The organism is Streptomyces sp. NPDC014889 (assembly GCF_043081205.1).
In the GTDB taxonomy this organism is placed as follows: domain Bacteria; phylum Actinomycetota; class Actinomycetes; order Streptomycetales; family Streptomycetaceae; genus Streptomyces.
The window spans coordinates 108,886-130,981 of sequence record NZ_JBIBWH010000019.1 but is presented as its reverse complement, the minus strand read 5'-3'; the positions used below and the strand labels follow the sequence as shown (position 1 = coordinate 130,981).

The following is a 22,096-nucleotide window of genomic DNA, read 5'->3' as shown; positions in this document are numbered from 1 at the left end:
AGCTTCGACCCCTGCCTCCCCTGCGGCGTCCACATGTACCTCGGCAACGGCAAAACCCTCACCACCACCCACACCCCCACCTACGGAACCGACCAAGGCTGAAGGCGCCGAGCGCCGGGGGGAGACGAGGAGCAGACCATGGGCACGATCAGAGTCGGCAGGCGTGACGTGAGGCCCGACACCCCCGGACACGTCTCCGGACTGCACCAGGGCAACTGGGGCCCGTACGAGCAGCAGAAGGGGCACCACGAGGACGGCACCTCCGATGCCCGGCGGTCCACGGGCATCCACTGGAAGAAGCACGACACGATCATGAAGGCCATGCCGAACATCTCGCCCGGATGACGGAGCGTGCGGGAGCCGGGACGGGGCAGGAGCGGGTCAGCAGGAAGGGAGGAACGGGGATGACAGCGAAACAGTTGCTGGCGGTCGAGGCCGCCCTGGTGGGCGGACTGGTGGTCGCGGTGCTGATCAAGGAGATGCCGGGGCTCCTGCGCGAGATCAGGATCTGGCGGATGTCGGGCCGCGGCGCCGGCCACGCCTGACACCCGCCCCGGAGGGGGGAGGCGGACCGTGAACCCGGACGACGAGCGTCATTGGTACGGGATCTTCTACTACGACCGCGACGATCCCCGCGTGGTGGTCCCCAAGCGCTACGGGTGGGGCCGCACCCTGAACTACGGCCGTCCGATGGCCTGGGTATGGACCTTCGGCGCCCCCGTGGCCGCCGCGGTTCTGACCCACTTCGCCCGGCACTGAGGAAGGAGCGGCGGCCCGTGGGCCGCCGCTCCCGTCGTCGTGCCGGTCACCAGTAGTGACGGCGACCCGCGACCGCGTGCCCCATCGCCCCGAGGACCCACAGGATCAGGCCGATCACGGCCAGGATGATGCCGATGGTCCACAGGATCGAGATGCCGGTGACGAAGCCGACGACGAGCAGAATGACGCCGAGGACGAGCATGACCGCCTCCGTAGGGAGAAGTGCCTCACTGGCCCGGGTACCCCGAAACGGCGCCGTATCGCCCCGCCCGGACCGGTTCAGCGGGGCCAGGTGGGCAGCAGCGTCCGCCGGTGCGTGGCGTTGATCACCCCGGCCGCCGACGCGTACCAGGCGACCAGCCCCGACGCGATGCCGAACCAGCCGCCGATCTGGGTGGCGAGTTGCGGTGCCGGACCGCCCTGGAACTCGCCGATCGCCAGGAGGATGTAGGTGAGGGCCAGCAGTACCAGCACCGCGAGCACGGCGAGACTGGTGCGCAGCGCGGCCACCGCCATGTAGGCGGTGAAGATGCCCCACGCCAGCAGGAACAGGCCCAGGCCGTTGTGCACGTCGCCGACGGCCGCCACCCGCGGCACCAGCCACCAGTACGTCAACCAGAACGCGCCGAAGGAAGCGAACACGGTCGCGCCGAAGGTGTTGCCGCGGCGGAACTCGAAGAGCCCCGCGACGAACTGCGCCAGACCGCCGTAGAACGCGGCGAGTCCGAGCACCGGGAAGATCGCGCCTGGTTCCTTGAGCAGGTTGGTGTTGATGATGGACAGCAGGATGGTGGTCATCGCGAACCCCGCCAGGCCCAGCGGGGCCGGATCCGCGTAGGAGACCGGCCTCGGGTCGGCCGGGCGGGCCTGTTCGCGCACGGAGTCGCTGGTGTCGTCAGTCATGGCCAAAATCCCTTCGACCTGAGGCCGGCAGAACCAGCCAGAGCCCGACGAGCGCAGGCACAAGACGTCCACGGGGCCGAACCCGCGGGCAGCGCCGGCGCTGCCCGAGTCTTCAGCTGTATCTGTTCACCACACGCGTACCCGTTTGCCCCAGGATCAGTCGCCGGACGGCAGGTGCCGGGGCGCCCGCACTGCTGGCAGAATTCCGGACACCCGCACGACGAGACGGGCGTCGCGCGGGCGGAACACCATCACGAGGGTCGGCCCTGGGGGGAACGCACCATGAGTACCGAGATCTACTTCAACAACAACCACCGCGACCTGTGCCAGCAGCACGGAACCGGCGCCGGTTTCCAGTTCGAGTTCTACTGCTCACGGTGCTCCGACACCTGGCGCTCCCCGTTCGAGCCCTTCCGGGCGGGCCAGATGGCGGGCTGGCTGTCGCGGGGGGTGAACGCGGCCTGGTCGGTCATCGGCGGCGGCGCCGCCCAGGGCGTCTCCAACGCGGCCGACGGATTGGCCGGCGCGAACTACGGAACCCAGCGGGACGAGGCGTTCACCCGCGCCATCGCCAACGCGCAGGGCCACTTCGACCGTTGCCCCCGCTGCACGGCCTACGTCTGCGCCCGCTGCTGGAACCCGGGCCTCGGACTCTGCCTCACCTGCTCCCCGGACACCGCGGCGGAGGCTCAGGCGGCCCAGCAGCGGGGCCTGAACGACATGGTGGCCCAGCGCGCCTACGACGCCGGTCAGCAGCGCGGCCAGGACTACGACGCCACCACGCCACGGCAGTTGGTGTGCTCGCAGTGCCGCGCCGAGACCAGGGGCGCGACCTTCTGCCCCGCCTGCGGACACCGCCTCGCCCAGACCGACAGCTGCTCCTCCTGCCACCAGGACCTGCCGGACGGCGCCGCCTTCTGCCCCTCCTGCGGCACCCGGAGGTGAGCACCGGACCGCGGCCCCGGGACTGAGCGCACAGGCGACCGCGTACGGCACGCACGGCGTGTGGTACGCGGTCCGCGAACGTGTCGCGATCCACGGTGCCGCGCGGTGCCGAGTTGGAGGATGATCATCCTTCAACGAGCCCGTCCTTCCAGCCCGGTCGGCCGGGCCACCGCATGTGAAGGAGCAAGGGCGCCAGATGCCGGAGCAGCACGATCACAACCCCGACATCGCATCGAGGTCCTTGCGCGGAGAACTGGCCCGCCGCTGCCGGACCGTCACCGAGGCCCGCTGGTTCGCCCTCGGCGTCTTCGCGGTGATCCTCCTCAACGCCGCGCTGCTGGGCGTCGAGACGTACTCCGGTCTGGCAGCGCAGTGGCACCACTGGTTACGGCAGGCCGAACACGTCTGCCTGGCCGCGTTCACGCTGGAGATCCTCGTCCGGCTGCTGGCCTACGCCGACCGTCCGCGGGAGTTCTGGAAGGACCCGTGGAACTTCTTCGACCTGGTCGTCGTCCTGTGCGCCTTCGTGCCCGTCGTACGGGAGAACGCCACGGTGCTGCGGCTGCTGCGGCTGGCGCGCGTGCTGCGCACCGCCCGCTTCCTGCCGCAGGTGCGGATCGTGCTGGTCGCGGTGGTCCGCAGCCTGCCCGGCACCCTGAGCTTCCTCCTGGTCGGCGCGCTGCTGCTGTACGTGTACGCCATGGTCGGCTGGGTCTTCTTCGGCCGCCACGACCCCGAGCACTACGGCTCCATAGGCCGCGCCGTCCTGACCCTGTTCCTGCTGATGACCCTGGACGGCATCGGCGACGCGGTGCACAGCGGCCTGGAGGTGTCGCGCTGGAGCCTGATCTACTACGCCTCCTACGTCCTGCTGGCCTCGTTCGTCCTGGTCAACGTCCTCATCGGCGTGGTCATCACGTCCCTGGAGGAGGCCCGGGAGATGGAGCGGGACCAGCCCGCCGAAACGGCGGACGCCGGTGGACCCCAGGACGTCCAGCAACAGCTCGCCGCCCGCATCGCGGCGGCCCGCAGGGCCCTCGACGACCTCGAACGCGACCTCGGTCGGGCCGCTCCGCCACGGGCCAGGCAGGCGGCCCTCGTCGTCCCGACGGTCGTGGGGCGCCCGGCCTCCGGCCCCGCCCGGTCCCGGCAGAGGGCGTCCCGGCGGCGAGGGTGAGGCGGCCGCGCGGCTTGCTGTGACCGGTCGGTGACAGGGCCGGCCGACGGGGGGTGGGCCTTCTCACAATTCGGGCTAAAACGGGTTCGCAGTGACGGGGGCCACTTCACCTGGCGCACATTTTGTCTACCTTCGCCAAGCAGTTTCCCCCGTTTGCCGACCCCTTGCGGAGACCTGCCCGATCATGTCCCATTCGCGTTCCCTCTCGCATGCGAAGACCCCGGCGGCCTCGGCCAGGCGCCGGGTCAGCCGTGCCGGCGCCTGCGCCGGCGCCCTCCTGGCCTCGGTGACGACCCTCTTCTCCCTCGGCGCGCTGAACGCGGCACCCGCGGTCGCCGCGCCCGCCCCGGCGCAGCAGGCCCGGGCCGAGGCGGCCGTCCCGGCGGCCCCGCAGCCGCAGAGCAAGGCGCGGGTGACGGCGGCGGTGCTCAGCCTCGGCGGCGCGAGCCGGAAGCCGCTGCTGTACGGCCAGGACGCCCCGTACGACACCGCCAGCATCATCAAGGTCGACATCCTCGCGTCGCTGCTGCTCAAGGCCCAGGACGCGGGCCGGCACCTCACCGCACACGAACGCGCCCTGGCCGAGCCGATGATCCGCAAGAGCGACAACACGGCGACCGACGCCCTGTGGAACGAGATCGGCCGGGCGCCGGGTCTGCAGGCCGCCAACAAGCGCCTGGGGCTGACCTCGACCAAGGGCGGCCCGGGCGGCAGGTGGGGGCTGACCCGGACGACGGCGAGCGACCAGGTCCGCCTTCTGCTGTCGGTGTTCGACGGCGCCGGGGCGTCGGGGACCGGCTCCCCGCTGAACAAGGAGTCCCGGACCTACATCCGGTCGCTGATGAGCCGGATCGCGAGCGAGCAGGCCTGGGGCGTCTCGGCGGCCTCCGGCGCCGAGTACGCCTTGAAGAACGGCTGGCTCCAGCGGACCACCACCGGGCTCTGGGACGTCAACAGCGTCGGCCGGATCACGGTGGGCGGACACCGCTACCTCGTCGCCGTGCTGTCCGACGGCAGTGCGTCGATGAACGACGGCGTCGCCCTGGTCGAGCGGGCGGCCCGGCAGGCCGTGGCCGCGGCCGCCGGGACCTGACGGGCACCGGCGCCGGAACCCGGCCACCCACCCTCGGTGGTTAGTTGCGTCATTGCGCAACTGTATAGTCGTGCCGGGTGTGACCGGACCGGAGACGGGAGTCCGGCGGAACGGGCAGGGGGGAACTGTCATGGGCAGTCGAGGCGGATCAGCGAGTCCGGGCGGCGATCCGGTCAGCCGCAACCAGGAACTGGCGCTGCTGCTGGGTGCCATTGCCATCTGCGGATTCGGCTATGTGGGAAGCTCCCTCGCGCTCACGGGCAGCCTGCCGCCCGACTGGGTGTTCCACGTCGCGGTCCTGGCCCTCCTGCCGCTGCTGTGCCACCTGGCGGTACGGCGGTTCGCCCCGCACGCCGACCCGCTGATCCTGCCCCTGGCCACCCTGCTCACCGGCCTGGGCATCGTCCTGATCCACCGCCTCGACATCGCCTACCAGGCCCGGTACCACTCGCCCACGGCGGTCGGCGGGCAGATCATGTGGGTCGCCCTCGCGGTATTCGCTTTCATCGCGGTCGTGATCGCGCTCAAGCACCATCGCCGGCTCCAGCGCTATCCCTACGTGGCCGTCACCGTGGGCCTGGTGCTGCTGATGGCTCCGGCCTTCTACCCCGGCGACGTCTACGGCGCCAAGCGGTGGATCTTCCTCGGCCCGCTGTCCTTCCAGCCCGGCGAGTTCGTGAAGATCGTGATCGTGCTCTTCTTCGCCGGGTACCTGACGCTCCGCAAGGACGCCCTGGCCCTGGCCGGACGGCGCTTCATGGGCATGTACCTGCCCCGAGGGCGGCAGCTCGGCCCGATCGCGGCCGTGTGGGTCATCAGCCTGCTCGTCCTGGTCCTCGAACGGGACCTCGGCACCTCGCTCATCTTCTTCGGCGTCTTCGTCGTCATGCTGTACGTCGCGACCGAGCGGACCAGCTGGGTGGTGTTCGGCGTCGGCATGTTCGCCGTCGGGGCCTTCGTCGTGGGTTCCTTCGAACCGCACGTCCACGGCCGGGTGGTCGCCTGGCTGCACCCCATGGACATCTACCTCCCTCCGGAGCAGCGGCCGGCCGGACTGATCTCCGACCAGGCGGCCCAGGCGCTGTTCGGTTTCGGCTCCGGCGGGATGCTCGGTTCCGGCCTCGGGCAGGGCCACCCCGAGCTCATCGGCTTCGCCGGGCGCAGCGACTTCATCCTCACCACCGTCGGCGAGGAACTCGGCCTGGCCGGAGTGATGGCCGTGATCCTGCTGTACGCCCTGCTCGCCGAGCGCGGCCTGCGTACCGCGATCACCGTGACCGATCCGTTCGGCAAGCTGCTGGCCGCCGGTCTGGCGACCACGCTGATGCTCCAGGTGTTCGTCGTCGTCGGCGGTGTCACCGGGCTCATCCCCCTCACCGGGAAGGCCTTGCCGTTCCTGGCCCAGGGCGGCTCGGCGATGGTCGCCAACTGGCTGCTCGTCGCCCTGCTCCTCAAGGTCAGCGACACCGCCCGCCGCCCCGCGCCCGTACCGGCGGCGGATCTGGACGCCGCCGAGACCCAGCTCGTCCGCCGCTGACCCGGTCCGCGGGTGGACCGCGGGCCGGGCGACGCGCTCGTACGACCGGGGGAGTACGGCGTCGGCGGCCGGGTACTCCCGCGGCACTCCCTCGTCAGTGTTCGAGGAGTTTCCTGGCCACGCGTGCCGCCGCCTCGCTCTCGGCCGCCGGCGGCGACAGCTCGCTCAGGGTGTCGAGGTCGGTGTCCTGCTGGAGCTCGGTCTCCCAGGCGGCGGCGAGGCTCTCCTGCTCCTCGCGTGACAGGCCCCGGACGTGCTCCCGGTGGTGCGGGTCGAGGGCGGTCAGGAATCGCTCCACGGTTTCGATGGGCATGTCGCTCTCCTCGTGCTGGGACCGGAAAGGTCGAGGCGCGCCGGTCAGGCGTGTACGCCGAGGCCGGTACACCGGGTTACTCCCCGCGTCGGACGCGGGCCGCGCCGCCGTCCGGCACCGTGTGGCGGGTGAGAACAAGCCGCCCCGCACGCCGTGCCTTCCTCGTGGTCCATGTGGTCGCCTCCGCCAGTTGGCTCGGCCTCTCCCTCGGACTGCTCGCCCTCGCGATCGCCGCGGTCACCACGCAGTCCGCGGTGACCGTGGAGACCTCCGTGCGCGCCATGAAACTCTTCGCCGACTGGCTCCTGCTCCCCGTCGCGTTCGCCACCCTGTTCAGCGGTCTTGTGCTGTCCCTGGGTACCCCGTGGGGGCTGGCCCGGCACCGATGGGTCTACACGAAGTTCTGGCTGACCCTGGCCACGACCGCCGCCACGGTCCTCGTGCTGCGCCCCGGGCTGACGTCGATGGTCAGGGACGTGGCCGCGGGCGAGCCGCTGTCCGGTTCCCGCGGAATCCTGATGGGCCCGATCGTCTCCCTGACCGCGTACGTCTTCATGACGGTGATATCCGTGCTCAAGCCCTGGGGCCTGACCCGGCGCGGCCGACGGCACCGCGCCGCCCAGCGCGCGGCCAAGCCCGCCCGCCGCCAGGGCGCGACGGTCTGACGGGTCGCGGACCGGGGTCGTGGCGCTGAAGATCGCGAAGGGTGGCAACGGCGTCAGGGGCGGAGCGGTCGTCGTCGGCCTGCTGGTGATCGTCGCAGGGGCCGTGGGCGCCCTGGTGCACCACCGGGTGTGGTGGGCCGGGGCCGTGCTGGCCGCCGTCATGCTGTTCCTGGTCACGGGGCCCGGCACGAGGCACTGGTTCGACACCCCGCGCCTGTGACGTTCCGTGCGGGCCGGCCGGGCCGGGACCGCTCCGGCGGCGGCGTGCGGCGGCCGCCGGGCCGGTGCCCGCCGCACGCCCGCCGGGCCGGGGCTCAGCCCCGCCCGTGCCGCTTGTCCAGCACCTTCAGCACCGCACGCGCCATGGCCTCCTCGCCCTTGGCGTTGGGGTGGGCCGGGGCGGCGGGCGAGGCCGGCTGCAACGGCTCGATCCAGCGGTCCGCCGGGGCCTTGCACATGTCGTGGCCGACCGTGGGCCCGTAGGTGTCGACGTACTCCGCGCGGTTCCACGCGGCCACCAGGCGGAGCATCGTGTTCAGCCGTTTCTCGGTGTCCCGCAGATAGGGGAAGTCCCGCGCGGCGAAGGGCACCGAGGGGAAGCAGCCGCTGCCGTCGTCGGGCAGCAGGTCCGGGTAACCGACGACGAGCACGCGGGCGTGCGGCGCCCTGGCGTGCACGGCCCGCAGCACGCGGTCCACCTTCGGCGCCGTCCGCGCGATGTCGAGCGTCAGCCGGTCGACGCCGGACGAGGCGTAGTGGCGCCGGCAGGGGTCCGACGTCGGCTGCTGGGGGCCGAGCCCGGCGCAGGTGGCGATGATGGAGCCGAACCCTACGTCGTTGCCGCCGATCTGGACCGTCACCAGGTCGGTGTCCTTGCGCAGCGCGTTGAGCTGGGCGTCGTTGGAGCCCTGCGGTTTCCACATCTCGTCGGTCGTCGCCCCGCCGCAGCTCACGTCCGTGAACGAGGCGACGTTCGGCTCCGCCGCCACGATCGACGGGTAATTGCTGTCCGAGCGCCCGCAGCCGGCGTCGACCTGCCGCGGGATCCCGGGACCGGAGGTGTAGGAGTCCCCGAGCGACACGTAGCGCGCGGCACGGGCGGACCCCGCTCCGGAGCCGACTCCGTGCGCGGTGGCGGGCGCCGTGGAAGCGGCGACGAGTGCGCATCCGCCGAGCGCCGCCCCCACCGCGGCCGGCCACCGCCGCCCTCTGACGCTGTCCTGATGGTTCATCAATTCCTCTCCGTGGGCCGAGACTTCGTGTCCGCTGGGCACCAGGGTGCCCCCGTCGCACGTTCGACTGGGCTTGTATACCGTTCGGTAAGTCCCCGGGGCCAGAGGTGTGAAGCGGCAAGGTGTGAAGCGGCTGCGGCGATCTCACGCCGGGATGGACAGGGGCAGTTCGGCGGTGATCGTGGCGCCCTCGGGCGCGGTGCGGACGGTCAGGGTGCCGCCGATCTGCTCGACGCGCTCGTGCATGGACTGGATGCCGACGCCGGGCGTCCATGCCTCGGCGCAGCGACCGGAGTCCGCGACGGTCACCCGCAGATGGCCGCTGCCGAGCAGTTCCAGGGTGAGCGTGGCGGTGGTCACGGCGGCGTGCCGGGCGATGTTGGTGACGGCCTCCACCGCCACCCGGTAGGCGGCGACCTCGACGGCCGCGGGCAGTTGCGGCAACTGCTCCGGCGCGTCGACCGTCACCGTGAGCGGGCGGCCGTCGGCGACCCGCAGCGGGGCGGTGCGCTGCCGGATGGCCTCGACGAGGCCGAGTTCGTCGAGGGCGCGGGGGCGCAGCCCGTAGACGATCCGCCGGATCTCGGTGATCGTGTCGCCCACGTCGGCGCGCAGCGCGCGCAGCGTCTCGACCGCGTGCTCGGGGTCGGTGGCGATGAGGTTGACGACCGCGTCCGCCGTGTAGGCGATGCCGGTCAGGGTGGGGCCGAGGCCGTCGTGCAGATCGCGGCGCATACGCCGCCGCTCCTCCTCAAGCGCGGTCACCGTACGGCCCCGGGACAGGCGCAGTTGCTCGCTGAGCCGGGCCGCGTGCAGGGCCTGCGCGAGCGGGGCCGCGACGAGGTCGAGCACCGCGGCGGCCGCGCGGGGCAGCCGCAGATGTCCCGGCGGCAGACCGACCACGAGATCGCCCACCTTCTCACCGTCCGCGCGCAGGGCGGTGACCTGGACGTGGTCCGCGTCGACGATACCCGCGGTGGCGACCACGCTGTCCTCCTGGCGCAGCTCGATGCCGGGCACGCCGAGCGTCGTGCGCAGGGTGTGCAGCCACAGCGGTGGAGCGGCGCCGGTGGTCAGGTCCGTGCCGAGCCGGGTCAACGTCTCCACCGCGTCGGCCGACCGGCCGAACAGCATCTCGTCCATCACCGCCTCGACATGACGCCGGACGGGCTGGTACCCGGCGGCGATCCCGGCGGCCAGCAGGGGCGGCACGCCCTTGTCCGGCCGGGCGCCCACCGCCATCTCCCAGACGGCGGCGATGCCCTCGTACACCGCGGCGCTCAGCGCGAGCATGACGATGAGGACGGCGGCACCCCGCATCACCACCCGGACGTCCACCGCGCGGGGCGCGACCTGCGCCACGGTGACGGCGCCCGGCAGCAGCAGGGAGGCCGCGCCGACCGTCAGCACGTCGGCCGGGAAGCCGAGGGTGAGGGAGTTGTCCACCGCGAACAGCAGCATCCCGGCCAGCGTCGTCGCGGCGGCGCCCAGCACCAGCCACAGGACGCGGCGCCGGTCGTCGCCGGAGGTGAGCTCGAACAGCACCCATGTGCCGGCGCACATCGCGGTGCCCGAGGCCACCCCGGCCGCGATCAGCGCCGGTTCGCCGCCCGTCACCGACGCGGCCGCACAGCCCGCCCCGCACACGGCGATCGACGCCTCCGCCCAGCGCAGCGTCCGCGACACCGGCCGCACCTCGACGACGCGGAGGGCGGCCAGCGGCACGGTGACCGTCGAAGCCAGCACCACCGGTACGACGGCGAGTTCCGGGACACCGGCCGCGGCCGCGAGCGGCGCGCTCAGCAGTGCCGCCGCGGACAGTCCGAGCAGCCGTGCGGCGGCCGAGGCCCCTCGCCGGGCGGTGACCAGGGCGTACGACACCGTCAGTCCGAGGCCGACCACGAGGGCCCACAGGACCCACCGCTCGGACGGGGACGGCGGCGCCCACCACAGGGACGCGACCGCCGGACCGGCGACCGGCGCGAGGGCCGCCCGGCCCAGGACGGCCGGCGGGCGGGCGGTCATGAGGCGGAGCCGGAGGCGTCGCCGCCCAGTCCCCGCTCGCGGGCGAGCAGGATGGCCTCGGTCCGGCCGCTCACCCCCAGCTTGGCGAAGACGGCGGACAGATGGTTCGCGACGGTCTTGACGGCCAGTTCCAGCTCGGCCGCTACCCGGGCGTTGCCGTGGCCGCGCGCCACCCGGTCGAGGATCTCCCGTTCCCGGGCGGTCAGTTCGGGGAACGGGTCGGCCGGCCGGGGCGGCGGTCCGACCTGGCCGAGCAGGCGGGCCGCGACGCCCGGGGCGATGACGAACTGGCCGGCCGCCACCGACCGGATGGTGGTCAGGATCTCCTCCTGCTGGGCGCCCTTGAGGAGATAGCCGCGGGCCCCGGCGCGCAGCGCCGACAGCACCGTCTCGTCGTCCTCGTACATGGTGACGACGAGCACCGCGACGTCGGGCAGCAGCGCGGTCAGCCGCCGGGTGGCCTCCACCCCGTCCATGGCCGGCATCCGGATGTCCATCACCACCACGTCCGGACGGCTCAACTGCGCCTCGCGCAGTGCCTCTTCGCCCGTGGCCGCCTCCGCCACCACGTCCACCCCGGTGAGCGAGGTCAGCAGGGCGCTCATCCCGCGCCGTACTACGGGATGGTCGTCGGCGATGAGCACCCGGATGGGACGGGCCGCGGAGGTCATGTCCCGATGATGGCGGAGACCGGTTCCCGTCGGGGAGGTTCTTCTCCCGGGACGTACGGGAAAACCTCCCCGCCGTCGGGGACGAACCGCCGATGCGCGCCGGAACGCCGCTGCCGCATGCTCGCCGTACCGGGTCGCCGCACCGGTGGCCCCCGACTCCCGGACAAAGGAGCCCAGATGAGCCCGACCAGCCCCTCCGGAACCGTCCCGGCCCTCACCCGCAAGAACAAGGTGGGCCTCGTCCTCGCCGGCCTGCTGGGCCTGCTCGACATGACCAACTTCGTCACGCTCCCGGAACCCGACGCGGACACCCAGGGCCCGCCGATGGCCGTCGCCATCGCCGACGGCGTGCTCGGCGTGATCACGGTGCTCGCGGTCGTCTACACCTGGCGCACGCTGAACCGGACCGGCTCCCGCGTCGTGGCGGGCTCCCGGATCGTGTCGGTGGTCTCGGCCCTCCCGGCGTTCTTCGTCAGCGGCGTCCCCGCCGCGGTGGTGGCCCTGGTCGCCGTGTTCACGATCCTCAGCGTCGTCGTCATCGCCCTCGTCCTGACCCGTCCGGCCCCGGAGACCGGCACGGCCTGACCGGGGCCCGGGTCACGCCGTGCTGCTCGGGCGCCGGGGACGCATCCGCCACCGCAGGGGAGCGGCGGATGCGTCCCCGTGCGTGGTCCGGCCGGGCCGCTCGTCGGCGCCGCGAACGCCGTACGCGCCCGGCACCAGGGGGGTGCCGGGCGCGTACGGGCAGCAGGCGCGGTCAGCGCCGGGCCGCGGCCCGGCCCTGGTTGAGCTGTGCGGTGAGGAGATGGGCGTCGAGCAGCGCGACGTCGGCGGTGCGGTCCGCCCGCGCATAGCCGGCGAGCATGCGCTTGGTGAGGGTCAGGGCCTCCGGCGCGCGCCGGACGAGGGGCCTGACCCAGGCGTCGACGACCGCGTCGAGTTCCTCCACGGGCGCGACCTTGTGCAGCAGACCGAGCCGGTGGGCGGTGTCCGCGTCGAACGGCTCACAGGTGAGCATGAGTTCGCGGATCCGGGCGGACCCGCCCTCGGCGACCAGGCGGCCCATGGCGCCTCCCCAGGCGGGGGGCAGCCCGAGGGCGATCTCCGGCATACGGAACCGGCAGGTGTCCGCCCCCGCGCGCAGGTCGCAGAAGGAGGCGAGCGCCAGTCCCGCGCCCATGACCTTGCCGTGGAGTCTGGCGATGGTCACCGCGTGCGAACTCTCCAGCGCGTCGCACACACGGTAGGCCTTGTCCACGATGCGCCGCATGGCGCCGCCGGTCGGGTCCTCCGCCAGTGCCGCCTGGAACTCGTCGCGATCGGCGCCGAGACAGAAGTCGTCGCCCACCGCCGACAGCACCAGCACCCGCACACCGGGCCGGTCATGGAGGCTGTTGAGCAGCGAGACGAGGTCGTCGAGAGCGGCGACCGTCAGCGAGCTGTCCTGCGCCGACGGGTTGAGCGCGACCCGGAGGACCGGCCCGTCCTGCTCGACCTGTATCTCTTTGTAGGAGAAGTCTTCGAAGGTATTGGTCATTTCAATCATATGAGAGCGACATCCAGGTTCAGCGGGCGCCGGAACGCCACACGCGGCGCCCACGTCGGTTGGCGCACGAGGGTGAGCCGCGGGAAGCGCCTGACCACCTGGTGCAGGAGGGTCTGGGCCTCCATCCGGGCGAGGGGCGCGCCGAGGCAGTAGTGAATGCCGCCGCTGAAGGCCAGGTGCGCCGGTTTGCGGTGCAGGTTGAACAGCTCGGGGTCCTGGTGCTTGGCGGGGTCGCGGTTGGCGGCCCCCACCATGAGGTGGACCATCTCGTCCTTGCCCACCTCGACGCCGCCGAGCTCGGTGTCCCTGGAGGAGACACGGCTGATCACATGGGTGGGCGGGTCGTAGCGCAGCGACTCCTCCACGGCGGCCGGCACGAGGTCGGGGTGGATGGTCAGCCGGTCCCACTGCCTGGGGTGTTCCAGGACCAGCAGGGTCATGGTCGACAACAGTGTGGACGTCGTCTCCAGGGCCGCCAGCAGCACGAAGAGCGCCAGGAAGTAGACGGCCTCGTCCGCCTTGTCCCGGTCGCTCTCCATGGCGTCCCAGAGCGTGATCCAGCGCGACACGGGGTCCTCGCCCGGGTGGGCGCGCCGCTCGCGCACGAGGTTCAGGAAATAGGCGCGCAGTTCGGCAGTGGCCGCGTCGGACAGTGCCAGTTGACTGGCCGAGGGCAGCAACTCCTGTGTGAACACCTGGTCGTGGGTCAGCTCGCGCAGCCGCGGGAAGTCGGCGCTCGGCAGGCCCAGCCAGTGGCCGATCGTGGCGACCGGCAGCTCCTCGCTGACCAGGGCGTTGAAATCGGCCTCCCCGTCGCGAAGTCGGACGGCCAGGGAGTCCATGAGCCGGCCCGTGATGCGGCCGACCGTGCCCCGTATCTCCTCGAGGGAGGTGCGGTCGAACATGCCGGCCGAACGGCGGACCCAGGTGTGTTCGGGCGGGTTGAGGGCGGGCAGCGTCCTGCTCATCTCACGGGAGGAGGGAGCAGTCCAACGGGTGCCGTCGCCCTGCTGATCTCGCCAGCGGGCGTCCGGTTCCAACCAGTCCCGGCTGCGCAGGACCTGATCACACAGGTCGAAGCGCGTGACGAGATGGCCTCCCCAGGGCGCTGCGACGACTCCGCCCCTCGACCGAAGCTCCGCGTAGATCGGAAAGGGGTTGGCCTGGCCCTTCGCTGTCCTGAGACGAGAGAAGAGCGAGACCGCAAAACGTCTGTCGGGGGGCGGAGTTACCGCTGTCTCCACGACGGCTCCTTTCTAGGCATCAGCCGCCATGCATACCCCAGCGGTGGCTTGAACATACGAAATGACTATGCGCGCCGGGGTTGCCTTCGTCACTCCCCTCGGGTCCATGCCAGGAAGCGGCTGAACATGCCCGCCTTGGGCTTGGCCGCGGACGTCGCCGCAGGCCGGGGCGTTGCGGTGGCGGCCATCGGTGCCGCGGGGGAGGCCGCCTGCGGCGCCTGGGCCTGCGCGGGAGTCGGCGCCACGACCCGGGGCGTGAACCGGACCGGGAGGGTGACCAGCGAACGGCTCCACGGCGCCGGAACCCAGCTCAAGTCCTTGAAGGGCACCCGTACTTCGACGTCCGGCAGCCGGTTGAGGAGGGACTCGACGGCCGTGACCGCAATCATGAACGCGGGGTCCTTGGCCGGGCAGGCGTGCGGGCCGGCCCCGAAGGCCAGGTGCGCCTTCGCGCTGAGCTGCTCACGGTGTTCGGCCAGCCGGGGATCGGTGTTGGCCGCCGCGAAGGAGATGAGGACCGGGTCGTTCGCCCTGAGCGTCCTGCCGCCCAGCTCCACGTCGTGCGTCGGGTAGTGGGCCGCGTAGTTGGCGATCGGAGCGTAGTTCCACAGGACCCGGGTGACGGCGTCCTCGATGGGCAGACCGGTCTGCCACTCCTCGTCGAGGATCAGCGCGCTGCTCGTGCCGATGGCCGCCGACAGCGGGGCGGTGCCTCCCGACAGCAGGGTCACGAGCTGGTGCAGCACCTCCTCGTCGGTCAGCCCCGCGCTGTGCTCCATCAGACGGGTGGTCAGGTCCTGTCCGGGGCGGCGCCGCTTGAGGGCGATCAGCTCCGCGAGCGCCTCGCCCAGCACCTGGTCGGCGTTGGGGGTGCCGTCGAAGATGCCGCTGATGCCGACGATGACGCGGTCGCCGATCTCCGGCGGGCAGCCGAACAGGTCGCTGAAGACCAGCAGCGGCAGCGGCTGGGCGTAGTCCGCCATCAACTCGGCCTGACCGAGGCGGTCGGTGCTGAACCGGCTGATCAGGTAGTCGGCGGACTGCTGCGTCTGCCGCACCAGTTGCAGCTCGTTGACGCTGGCCAGGGAGTCCGTGACCGCCTGGCGCAGCCGGGCGTGCGCCGCGCCGTCACTGAACAGCGCGTTGGGCCGGTACCCCATCATCGGCAGCGCCGGGCTGTCCTCGGGGACACGCCCCTGGTTCAGCGCGTTCCAGCGCCGGGAGTCCCGGACGAACGAGGCGGGGTTCTGCAGGATGTACAGAGCGGCGTCGTAGTTGGTGACCAGCTCGACCTGGACGTCCGGTGCGACGTCGACCGGCGCGCTCGGGCCGAGGGTGCGCAGGTACTCGTAGTGGCTGTCGGGATCGGAGCCGAACTGGGGTCCGTAGACCGGGACGTTGGCGTGGGCGGGGCAGCCGGGCGGCGGCCCCTGTATGCCGGGACGCTGCTGCATGGGCGGTGCTCCTAAGAGATGAGGGACAGGAGGTGGTGCACGAGGGTGATGAGGGCCTGCGCCGCCGAGTTCTGGTCCCGTACGTCACAGGCGACGACGGGGGTCTCCGCGGACAGGTTCAGGGCCTCGCGCACCTCCGTGAGCGGGTAGTCGTTGGTGCCTTCGAAGTGGTTGACACCGATGGCGTAGGTCAGGCCGAAGCGCTCGACCAGGTCGAGGACCGGGAAGGACTCGGAGAGCCGCTCGGGGTCGACCAGGACCAGGGCGCCTAGGGCGCCCCGGGACAGCTCTTCCCACATCTCCTTGAAGCGTTCCTGACCGGGCGTTCCGAAGAGGTAGAGCACCACCTCGTCGCTGATGGTCAGTCGGCCGAAGTCCATGGCGACCGTGGTGGTCGTCTTGTCCGGAGTTCCCGACAGGTCGTCAAATCCCACACTCGCTTCGGTGATCTCCTCTTCGGTCCGCAAAGGCTCGATCTCGGAGATACTTCCGATGCACGTGGTCTTCCCGACTCCGAAGTGGCCCACCACAAGGATCTTGACCGCGGTGGAGACGGCTGAATCCAGGTACACGTATCACGCTCCGAATCGGGCTTTGAGGCCATCGAGTACCGCGCTGAGGATTTCTCGATCGACACGTTCGGCACGGGGGACGGGCTTCCTCGTGATGATGAGGCCGCCCTCTTCCAACTCCGCCAGAAGAATCCGGACGATCCCCAGCGGCAGGTGCGTATGGGCGGCCACTTCCGCGACGGAGAGAAAACCGTCCGTGACCATCTCCAGAACCTGGCCCGCCTCCGGGGAAAGCATGCGGCCGGCGGCGGAGACGCCGTCCTCCGCGGACACCAGGGTGGTGCGCTCGTAGGCGTGGTCCGGGGGCAGGGAACGCCCGTTCGTGACCACGAAGAGCGGCACTAAGGCCGAGGTCAGCTCGAGATCGGGTTCGTCGCTCACTTGCCGCTCACCGCCCCCTGTGGTGACAGATGCGTGCTCAGCCGGGGCACCGCCTGGTGCAGCCGGGTCGTGAACTCCTCGATGTCGGCGTCGTGGTCGGCCGCCGCGGCCAGGAAGGCGCGGTGACCGGCCGAGATCAGGAAGATCCAGCCGTGCTGGAACTCGATGACCGTCTGCCGCCACCGGGCGTGCTCGTGCACCCCGGCGAACTGCGAGGTGGCGCGGCTGTAGGCATGGATGCCCGTCATCGCCGCCGAGATCGTGTCCGCCAGGTCCTGGCTCATGCCCGTGGTCGCACCGCGGGGCAGACCGTCGGAGCCCAGCAGCACCGCGTGACGGGCGCCCCGCACCTCGCTGACCGCCTCGTCGAGGTCGGCGATCGGAACACCGGTTCCCCGCCTGTCGCCCATCTGGCCCCCGGCACGCTCGGAACGCTCCGCCGCCGCCTCCGCGTTGACCCTGGGAGGCGAGGTGAGGTTGTTGCCGAGCCTGGCGACGAGCCGGTGCATACGGAAGGAGATCTGCTGCATGTCGACGTCGGGCGCCGCGGCCGCGGCGAGGTAGGCGCCCTGGCCCGCCCCGATCAGGAAGATCCAGCCGTGGGAGAACTCGATGATCGTCTGGTTCCACTGCCTGTCCTCGCCCGGACCGGCGAAGTGCGAGGTCGCCCGGCTCAGCGCCTGCATCCCCGCCATGGCGGCGGATATGGTGCGCACGTCCTTCTCCGACATGCCGTCGGTCGCGCCGCGGGGGAGACCGTCTGCGGACAGCAGAACAGCGTGCCGCGCCTTCGGCACGTTGCTCACGATGTCCTCGAGCATCCACGACAGGTCGCTGGTCATGCGTTATCGGACCCTTCGATCGGAGCCGCGGAGAGGTTCCGGCCCGAGAGCGTGCCGCGCTGGAAGGCTCCCAGGCTTCGGCCTGCGCGGCCGGCTTCGTCCGGCGGCGCGACGGGCTGCGGCGAGTCGTCGTCGGCGGGAACACGGTCGGGAACGGCGTCGGGAACACTGGCGATGGGCACCTGGCGCTGCCCACGCTTGGGCAGGCCGTGCGCGGTACGCGTGCCGGCCTCGGACCGGCCCGTTGCGCTGCGTATCGGACTCACCTGGGACACCTCGGCCGGCGTGATCTCCTCCTCGGTCCACAGCTCCTCGGGCAGCAGGACGACCGCCCGGACGCCGCCGTAGCGGGAGATGCCGGTGACGTCCACCCGGAACCCGTACTGCTGGGCGAGCAGGCCGATGACGGGGAAGCCGAACTTCGGCTGGTTGCCCAGCTGGGACAGCCGGGGACGGAACTGGCCGGACAGCAGCGTGGACGCCTTCTGCCGGTCCTCGTCGTTCATGCCGACACCCGCGTCGTCGATGACGATGCACAGGTTCTTCTGCACCCGCTGGAAGGTCACCTCGATCGGCGAACCCTGCTGGGAGAAACTGGCGGCGTTGTCCAGGAGTTCCGCGACGGCGAGAGCGACCGGGGAGACCGCGGACGCCTTCAGTGCGAAGCCGCTCTGCTGCATGATTTCCACACGGCGGAAGTTGCGGATTTGCCCCTGCGCGCTGCGCACCACGTCATAAACGCTCGCCGGCCTGCTGCGGCGACCCAGCGGCGCACCGCACATCACCGCAATACCCTGAGCCTTCCGCGCCATTTGCGCGTTGGCGTGGTTCACCTCCAGCAGATCTCCAAGCACGGCATGGCCGCCGTACTTCCGCTGGATTTCCTCAAGAAGTGCCAACTGCTCTGCGGCAAGGCTCTGGAGAAAGCGCGCGGAGCCCTTGAGGACGGCCTTGGTGCTTTCCTCGGCCCCTTCCTCGGCCTCGCGGATGGTCTGGTCGTGCTCGGCCTTGTGACGCTGCAATTCCTGCCACACCGTGGCAAGTTGCCCCTCGGCCTCGCTCAGCTTCTGCGTGTAGGCGGCCTCGGCCTGGCTCTTTTTCGTCGTGATGGCATTATTTCGACGATAGAGCACCAGGGCCGCGGCGACGGCGAGTACCACCGCGGCAACCAGGCACCAAACAAGTGCGTCTCGATTCATGGAAACCTTTCCTGGCGTTTAGCCTGCAGCCGTTGGTGGGTGGCGCCTCGTGGGAGTCCGCGGCACAACCGCTCAGAACGAACCGACGGCTGTTGCGTTGAGAACAGGCCGACCTCAATGCAGCGCCCGAGCCGAGTGGACCAAGGTCACGGACGCGGGGATGCTATCACTCACTTAGGGCACCCTCCGCAAGTCCGGGAGAGCAAGTGCCCGGCCCCGTTCGCCACTTGGCCGCGCCCTGATATGCGGGGGTCTCGCTTCCCGTCGCCCGCCCGTTAACCGTGGTGAGTTCGCCACATAAGGCGGATTGCGCGGTATCTACCATTTATACGGTCAAGTCCCCACGCCGGGCGGAGATCTGACGGCCCGTCGCGCGAGCGGCGCACCACACGCTCACAACCCCGCACCGCTTTTTTCACAGACGAAGCTGCCCACGCCCGCGGGTCAATACGCAAGGACGTCTCCCGGACGTTCATCGGTTCCCCTCGTGCGACACGGCCGGCGGATCGAAGGCGACCCGGGTGCGTGCGCCGTCGGCCCAGATCACGTCGACGCCCGAGTCGTCGGCCACGCACCGGGACACCGCTTCCGCCAGGGGCGCGGGGTCCGGCTCGGCGGTCAGCACGGCGAGAGCGACGTGCACACCTGTGCCCTCCGCCCGACCCGTCAGGCGCGGCACCTCGGCCCACCGGGTGCAGGCCGTGCCCCGGGGAGCGCGGACCGTGCCGGGGGAGGGGTCCCAGCCGTGCAGACCGAACAGCGCCGAGACCACGCCCTGCTCCGGCCCGGTCGCCCAACCCGTGTGCGTGAGACAGGAATCGCGTGGGGCTCCGATCACCCGGTGCACCCGGAGCTCATGAGGTCCGTACGCCACCGTGACGCTCTCCACCCGCAGGCCCGGCACCATCGGGGGACCGGTGACGAAGACGGGCCGGTGCCAGGACGCCGCCCAGCCCCAGCCGTCGCCGTGGCCGGCGCCCAGCGGGTGGATCCGGCGCCGGGTGCTGGGCCGGCCGTCCACCTCCACCGACAGATGGTTGTCCGCGACGTTCCCGGGCGCCGTCGGACCGGTCCGGGTCGAGTACGCCTGACGCCCGTAGTGCGGGTCGTCACCGGCCGCCGCCTCGCCCAGGTGCGGACCGACGTGGTCGCTGCCGTGGTTGTGCAGCCGTACGATCCCGTCGGCGCCGGTCGCCTGCAGCAGCAGCCCGGCGGCCGGCACCGCGAGCACCCGGTCGCCCTCCTCCACCGGCGCGGGCGACTCCACCGCCGTCCACAGCGGATGGGAGGCCGGCGCCAGCAGCGACACGAACGCCTTCGACGCCCAGTACGGGGAGGCCGGTCCCGAGTAGGTTTGCAGCGTGGCCGCGTGCGGACCGTGCCAGCCCAGGCTCAGCAGACCGTCGCCGCTCAGCGCGCCCCGGTCCAGGAAGTACCGCAGGCTGCCGCTCATGAGCCGGCGCGAGGCGCCCGGAGCCAGCGGCGTGCGACCGGTGACGGCGCCGAGCCCGACCGCCGCCGAGGCGGCGAACCGGTAGGTGAGCGAGCGCCCGTAGTGCAGGGGAGCACCGTCACCGCCGAACATCAGCGTGAAGCTCTCCAGATGCGCGCGCAGCCGGTCGCCGTGGCGGGCGAGGAGCGCGCGGTCGCCGCCGAGATGGGCGTCGAGCACCGGATACAGGTGCAGCGCCCAGCCGTTGTAGTGGTCGAAGGCGCGGCCGTCGCCGTCGGAGTACCAGCCGTCGCCCGCGTACCAGCCCTCCAGCAGCTCCAGCGCCCTTTCCCGGGCCAGGGCGGTCTCCGCGTCGCCGCGCCCCACCGACTCCAGGAACCCCGCGACGGTGAACGGGAAGAGGTACCAGTTGTTCGGCGCGGGCGTATGCCGCAGCGCCCCGCGCAGCCAGGCCTCGGCCCGGTCCCGCACGCCGTCGTCGAGGTGCTTCCACAGCCACGGCGCGGTCAGCCGCAGACCGAGCGCGACCGACGCCGACTCCACCATCGGCTGGCCCTGTTCATGGTGGCCGAGGATCACCGGCCAGGACTCCGTGTCGTCCCGGCCGGGTGTGCGGGTGCCCGCGGCGAGGCCGCGCGCGTAGCGCTCCAGCAGTCCGTGCGGGTCGTTACCGCCGGCACCGGCCACGCGGAAGGCGGTGGCGAGAAAGGTGCGGGCATAGCCCTCGAGGCCGTCGGACCGCGTTCCCGAACGGGAGGGCGGCCCCGGCAGGTCGAGCAGGGCGTCGCCGGGCGTGCTCCACCGCCAGGCCGCCGTCGTCAGCCCGTCCGCCACCGCTTCCCAGTGGGCCCGGGTGTAGCCGGTGTACGGGCTCGACGCGCGGTCCTCGGCGGGGAGTTCGAGGGGGACGCTCATGCGAGGAAGGCCAGCCTTTCGCGTCGTACGGGATGGTGGAAGCCGGCGCCCGAGGCCCAGCGGGCGGTCTCGGCGAGGGCCAGCTCGGCCAGGCGCCGCCACTCGTTGCCCTCGGATCCGGCGAGGTGCGGGGTCAGGAGCGCGTGCTCGCAGTCCCACAACGGGTGGTCGGCGGGCAGGACTTCGGGCTCGGTGACATCGAGGACGGCGCGGACGCGGCCGGCGAGGACGGCCTCGGTGAGCGCCGTCTGGTCGACGACGGCGCCGCGCGCGGTGTTGATCAGCACAGCGCCGTCGGGCATGGAGTCGAGCAGCTCCCGGCCGATCAGACCGCGGGTCTCGGGCAGCAACGGGGTGTGCACACTGACGGTGTCGCACCGGGCGAACAGCTCCGCCAGCCCCACCGGCTCCACGCCGAGTTCGGCCGCCTCGTCCGCGTCGACGCACGGGTCGTACAGCAGCACCTCGACATCGTGCGGGCGCAGCAGCCCGATGACCCGGCGGCCGACGAGCGAGGCCGACACGATGCCCACGGTGCGGCCGTAGTTGCCGATGCGGACCGGGGTGCGCAGCCAGTTGTCACGGGTGCGGCGGTCACGGAACTCGCGGGCGCGTTCCCGTACGTGCTTCCCGGTGAGCAGGATCATGCCGAGCGTGTACTCGGCCACCGGGACGGCGTTGGCGGCCGCGGCGGAGGACACCTCGACGCCCCGCTCCCAGCAGGCCTCGGTGACGTGGCCGCGCACGCTGCCCGCCGTGTGCACGACGGCCCGCAGCCGGGGCGCGGCGGCCAGCACGGCCGCGTCCAGGGGCGGGCAGCCCCAGCCGGTGACCAGCAGGTCCACGTCGGCGAGCACGGAACGGGCCCGCGCGGTGGTGAGGTCGTCGAGCACGGGCAGGGGCGCGAGGTCGCAGATCGCGCGGAGCGCGTCGAGCGCCGTCGCATCGAGGACGGCCGCGGCGGCGTCGCGCGACATCGCCAGCGCGGCCCGTGGCCGGAAGCCGGGGCCCGGTCCGCCGCCGGTCACGCGGCGGCTCCCGCGGTCGGGGCGTCGCGCCAGGGGCGCGTGCTGCGTGGGATGCCGAGGACCTGCGCGGGCACGGCGGGTTGAAAGCCCATGATCACCACCGGGTAGGATGCGGACGGGAAACGGGCGGAGCCGTTCCACG

At 71.8% G+C, this 22,096-nt stretch carries 25 protein-coding genes; 10 read left to right on the top strand and 15 right to left on the bottom strand.

The window, feature by feature from the left end; genetic code table 11:
* Positions 1 to 138: 138 nt before the first annotated feature.
* From ACF09J_RS31315 to ACF09J_RS31305, 3 genes are read left to right on the top strand one after another with little or no spacing between them, the layout of a single operon-like run.
* The gene (locus tag ACF09J_RS31315; RefSeq protein WP_392308833.1) at positions 139 to 345 is read left to right on the top strand and encodes a hypothetical protein; all 207 of its coding nucleotides are present in this window, start codon (positions 139 to 141) and stop codon (positions 343 to 345) included.
* Positions 346 to 404: 59 nt separating this feature from the next.
* Positions 405 to 545, top strand: a complete 141-nt coding sequence (locus ACF09J_RS31310) for a hypothetical protein (RefSeq protein ID WP_392308832.1) — start codon at positions 405 to 407, stop codon at positions 543 to 545.
* 28 nt (positions 546 to 573) lie between these two features.
* On the top strand, positions 574 to 759 hold the full coding sequence (locus tag ACF09J_RS31305) for a DUF5808 domain-containing protein (RefSeq protein ID WP_392308831.1): 186 nt from the start codon (positions 574 to 576) through the stop codon (positions 757 to 759).
* A gap of 46 nt (positions 760 to 805) precedes the next feature.
* Here ACF09J_RS31305 and ACF09J_RS31300 read toward each other — a convergent pair whose 3' ends face one another.
* Both ACF09J_RS31300 and ACF09J_RS31295 read right to left on the bottom strand, forming a co-directional pair.
* A complete protein-coding gene (locus ACF09J_RS31300) occupies positions 806 to 961 on the bottom strand; it encodes a DUF6131 family protein (protein ID WP_392308830.1) in 156 nt (51 codons plus the stop codon).
* A gap of 77 nt (positions 962 to 1,038) precedes the next feature.
* Positions 1,039 to 1,662: an acetate uptake transporter gene (locus ACF09J_RS31295; RefSeq protein ID WP_392308829.1), complete on the bottom strand. Its 624-nt coding sequence runs from the start codon at positions 1,660 to 1,662 to the stop codon at positions 1,039 to 1,041.
* A gap of 282 nt (positions 1,663 to 1,944) precedes the next feature.
* Here ACF09J_RS31295 and ACF09J_RS31290 point away from each other — a divergent pair, with 282 nt between their 5' ends.
* The 4 genes from ACF09J_RS31290 to ACF09J_RS31275 all read left to right on the top strand — a co-directional run bounded on the left by ACF09J_RS31290 (position 1,945) and on the right by ACF09J_RS31275 (position 6,414).
* Complete coding sequence (locus tag ACF09J_RS31290) at positions 1,945 to 2,607, top strand: zinc ribbon domain-containing protein (protein ID WP_392308828.1); 663 nt, start codon at positions 1,945 to 1,947, stop codon at positions 2,605 to 2,607.
* Positions 2,608 to 2,803: 196 nt separating this feature from the next.
* Entirely contained in the window at positions 2,804 to 3,784 is a 981-nt protein-coding gene (locus ACF09J_RS31285) for an ion transporter (protein WP_392308827.1), read from the top strand.
* Between the two features lie 184 nt (positions 3,785 to 3,968).
* Positions 3,969 to 4,877: a serine hydrolase gene (locus ACF09J_RS31280; RefSeq protein ID WP_392308826.1), complete on the top strand. Its 909-nt coding sequence runs from the start codon at positions 3,969 to 3,971 to the stop codon at positions 4,875 to 4,877.
* Positions 4,878 to 5,007: 130 nt separating this feature from the next.
* Complete coding sequence (locus tag ACF09J_RS31275) at positions 5,008 to 6,414, top strand: FtsW/RodA/SpoVE family cell cycle protein (protein WP_392308825.1); 1,407 nt, start codon at positions 5,008 to 5,010, stop codon at positions 6,412 to 6,414.
* A 94-nt stretch (positions 6,415 to 6,508) separates the two neighbouring features.
* On the opposite strand, the gene ACF09J_RS31270 is transcribed toward ACF09J_RS31275, so the two are convergent.
* The gene (locus ACF09J_RS31270; RefSeq protein WP_392308824.1) at positions 6,509 to 6,727 is read right to left on the bottom strand and encodes a hypothetical protein; all 219 of its coding nucleotides are present in this window, start codon (positions 6,725 to 6,727) and stop codon (positions 6,509 to 6,511) included.
* Positions 6,728 to 6,855: 128 nt separating this feature from the next.
* On the opposite strand from ACF09J_RS31270, the gene ACF09J_RS31265 reads away from it, so the two are divergent.
* Positions 6,856 to 7,392, top strand: coding sequence for a DUF2269 domain-containing protein (locus tag ACF09J_RS31265; protein ID WP_392308823.1), 537 nt, complete (start codon positions 6,856 to 6,858; stop codon positions 7,390 to 7,392).
* Between the two features lie 19 nt (positions 7,393 to 7,411).
* A complete protein-coding gene (locus ACF09J_RS31260) occupies positions 7,412 to 7,612 on the top strand; it encodes a hypothetical protein (protein WP_392308822.1) in 201 nt (66 codons plus the stop codon).
* A 94-nt stretch (positions 7,613 to 7,706) separates the two neighbouring features.
* Here ACF09J_RS31260 and ACF09J_RS31255 read toward each other — a convergent pair whose 3' ends face one another.
* From ACF09J_RS31255 to ACF09J_RS31245, 3 genes are all read right to left on the bottom strand, one after another.
* Positions 7,707 to 8,624 (bottom strand): SGNH/GDSL hydrolase family protein, encoded by a 918-nt coding sequence (locus ACF09J_RS31255; RefSeq protein WP_392308821.1) that lies wholly within the window; start codon positions 8,622 to 8,624, stop codon positions 7,707 to 7,709.
* 144 nt (positions 8,625 to 8,768) lie between these two features.
* Complete coding sequence (locus ACF09J_RS31250) at positions 8,769 to 10,649, bottom strand: sensor histidine kinase (RefSeq protein ID WP_392308820.1); 1,881 nt, start codon at positions 10,647 to 10,649, stop codon at positions 8,769 to 8,771.
* The gene (locus ACF09J_RS31245) at positions 10,646 to 11,320 is read right to left on the bottom strand and encodes a response regulator (RefSeq protein WP_392308819.1); all 675 of its coding nucleotides are present in this window, start codon (positions 11,318 to 11,320) and stop codon (positions 10,646 to 10,648) included. The genes ACF09J_RS31250 and ACF09J_RS31245 overlap by 4 nt, the downstream gene beginning before the upstream one ends.
* Positions 11,321 to 11,497: 177 nt before the next feature.
* Here ACF09J_RS31245 and ACF09J_RS31240 point away from each other — a divergent pair, with 177 nt between their 5' ends.
* A complete protein-coding gene (locus ACF09J_RS31240) occupies positions 11,498 to 11,905 on the top strand; it encodes a hypothetical protein (protein ID WP_392308818.1) in 408 nt (135 codons plus the stop codon).
* 172 nt (positions 11,906 to 12,077) lie between these two features.
* On the opposite strand, the gene ACF09J_RS31235 is transcribed toward ACF09J_RS31240, so the two are convergent.
* The 9 genes from ACF09J_RS31235 to ACF09J_RS31195 form a co-directional block, all read right to left on the bottom strand.
* Positions 12,078 to 12,857 (bottom strand): enoyl-CoA hydratase/isomerase family protein, encoded by a 780-nt coding sequence (locus ACF09J_RS31235; protein WP_392308817.1) that lies wholly within the window; start codon positions 12,855 to 12,857, stop codon positions 12,078 to 12,080.
* Between the two features lie 5 nt (positions 12,858 to 12,862).
* The gene (locus ACF09J_RS31230) at positions 12,863 to 14,110 is read right to left on the bottom strand and encodes a cytochrome P450 (RefSeq protein WP_392308816.1); all 1,248 of its coding nucleotides are present in this window, start codon (positions 14,108 to 14,110) and stop codon (positions 12,863 to 12,865) included.
* 89 nt (positions 14,111 to 14,199) lie between these two features.
* Positions 14,200 to 15,564: a cytochrome P450 gene (locus tag ACF09J_RS31225; RefSeq protein WP_392308815.1), complete on the bottom strand. Its 1,365-nt coding sequence runs from the start codon at positions 15,562 to 15,564 to the stop codon at positions 14,200 to 14,202.
* Positions 15,565 to 15,575: 11 nt separating this feature from the next.
* The gene (locus ACF09J_RS31220) at positions 15,576 to 16,136 is read right to left on the bottom strand and encodes an ATP/GTP-binding protein (protein WP_392308814.1); all 561 of its coding nucleotides are present in this window, start codon (positions 16,134 to 16,136) and stop codon (positions 15,576 to 15,578) included.
* Between the two features lie 3 nt (positions 16,137 to 16,139).
* Positions 16,140 to 16,517: a DUF742 domain-containing protein gene (locus ACF09J_RS31215; protein WP_392308813.1), complete on the bottom strand. Its 378-nt coding sequence runs from the start codon at positions 16,515 to 16,517 to the stop codon at positions 16,140 to 16,142.
* Positions 16,514 to 17,359: a roadblock/LC7 domain-containing protein gene (locus tag ACF09J_RS31210; protein WP_392308812.1), complete on the bottom strand. Its 846-nt coding sequence runs from the start codon at positions 17,357 to 17,359 to the stop codon at positions 16,514 to 16,516. The genes ACF09J_RS31215 and ACF09J_RS31210 overlap by 4 nt, the downstream gene beginning before the upstream one ends.
* On the bottom strand, positions 17,356 to 18,558 hold the full coding sequence (locus ACF09J_RS31205; protein WP_392308811.1) for an ATP-binding protein: 1,203 nt from the start codon (positions 18,556 to 18,558) through the stop codon (positions 17,356 to 17,358). Before ACF09J_RS31205 ends, ACF09J_RS31210 begins: the two co-directional genes overlap by 4 nt.
* Before the next feature lie 472 nt (positions 18,559 to 19,030).
* Positions 19,031 to 20,926: a DUF2264 domain-containing protein gene (locus ACF09J_RS31200; RefSeq protein WP_392308810.1), complete on the bottom strand. Its 1,896-nt coding sequence runs from the start codon at positions 20,924 to 20,926 to the stop codon at positions 19,031 to 19,033.
* The gene (locus ACF09J_RS31195) at positions 20,923 to 21,954 is read right to left on the bottom strand and encodes a hydroxyacid dehydrogenase (protein ID WP_392308809.1); all 1,032 of its coding nucleotides are present in this window, start codon (positions 21,952 to 21,954) and stop codon (positions 20,923 to 20,925) included. The genes ACF09J_RS31200 and ACF09J_RS31195 overlap by 4 nt, the downstream gene beginning before the upstream one ends.
* Positions 21,955 to 22,096 lie beyond the last annotated feature (142 nt).

Bases quoted from the DNA above. Each gene is read 5' to 3' on its own strand.
- ACF09J_RS31280 (WP_392308826.1), top strand. From the start codon at position 3,969: ATGTCCCATTCGCGTTCCCTCTCGCATGCGAAGACCCCGGCGGCCTCG.
- ACF09J_RS31235 (WP_392308817.1), bottom strand. From the start codon at position 12,857: ATGACCAATACCTTCGAAGACTTCTCCTACAAAGAGATACAGGTCGAG.
- ACF09J_RS31290 (WP_392308828.1), top strand. From the start codon at position 1,945: ATGAGTACCGAGATCTACTTCAACAACAACCACCGCGACCTGTGCCAG.
- ACF09J_RS31245 (WP_392308819.1), bottom strand. From the start codon at position 11,320: ATGACCTCCGCGGCCCGTCCCATCCGGGTGCTCATCGCCGACGACCAT.
- ACF09J_RS31200 (WP_392308810.1), bottom strand. From the start codon at position 20,926: ATGAGCGTCCCCCTCGAACTCCCCGCCGAGGACCGCGCGTCGAGCCCG.
- ACF09J_RS31250 (WP_392308820.1), bottom strand. From the start codon at position 10,649: ATGACCGCCCGCCCGCCGGCCGTCCTGGGCCGGGCGGCCCTCGCGCCG.
- ACF09J_RS31295 (WP_392308829.1), bottom strand. From the start codon at position 1,662: ATGACTGACGACACCAGCGACTCCGTGCGCGAACAGGCCCGCCCGGCC.
- ACF09J_RS31275 (WP_392308825.1), top strand. From the start codon at position 5,008: ATGGGCAGTCGAGGCGGATCAGCGAGTCCGGGCGGCGATCCGGTCAGC.
- ACF09J_RS31315 (WP_392308833.1), top strand. From the start codon at position 139: ATGGGCACGATCAGAGTCGGCAGGCGTGACGTGAGGCCCGACACCCCC.
- ACF09J_RS31210 (WP_392308812.1), bottom strand. From the start codon at position 17,359: ATGACCAGCGACCTGTCGTGGATGCTCGAGGACATCGTGAGCAACGTG.
- ACF09J_RS31205 (WP_392308811.1), bottom strand. From the start codon at position 18,558: ATGAATCGAGACGCACTTGTTTGGTGCCTGGTTGCCGCGGTGGTACTC.
- ACF09J_RS31270 (WP_392308824.1), bottom strand. From the start codon at position 6,727: ATGCCCATCGAAACCGTGGAGCGATTCCTGACCGCCCTCGACCCGCAC.
- ACF09J_RS31240 (WP_392308818.1), top strand. From the start codon at position 11,498: ATGAGCCCGACCAGCCCCTCCGGAACCGTCCCGGCCCTCACCCGCAAG.
- ACF09J_RS31310 (WP_392308832.1), top strand. From the start codon at position 405: ATGACAGCGAAACAGTTGCTGGCGGTCGAGGCCGCCCTGGTGGGCGGA.
- ACF09J_RS31300 (WP_392308830.1), bottom strand. From the start codon at position 961: ATGCTCGTCCTCGGCGTCATTCTGCTCGTCGTCGGCTTCGTCACCGGC.
- ACF09J_RS31225 (WP_392308815.1), bottom strand. From the start codon at position 15,564: ATGCAGCAGCGTCCCGGCATACAGGGGCCGCCGCCCGGCTGCCCCGCC.
- ACF09J_RS31285 (WP_392308827.1), top strand. From the start codon at position 2,804: ATGCCGGAGCAGCACGATCACAACCCCGACATCGCATCGAGGTCCTTG.
- ACF09J_RS31255 (WP_392308821.1), bottom strand. From the start codon at position 8,624: ATGAACCATCAGGACAGCGTCAGAGGGCGGCGGTGGCCGGCCGCGGTG.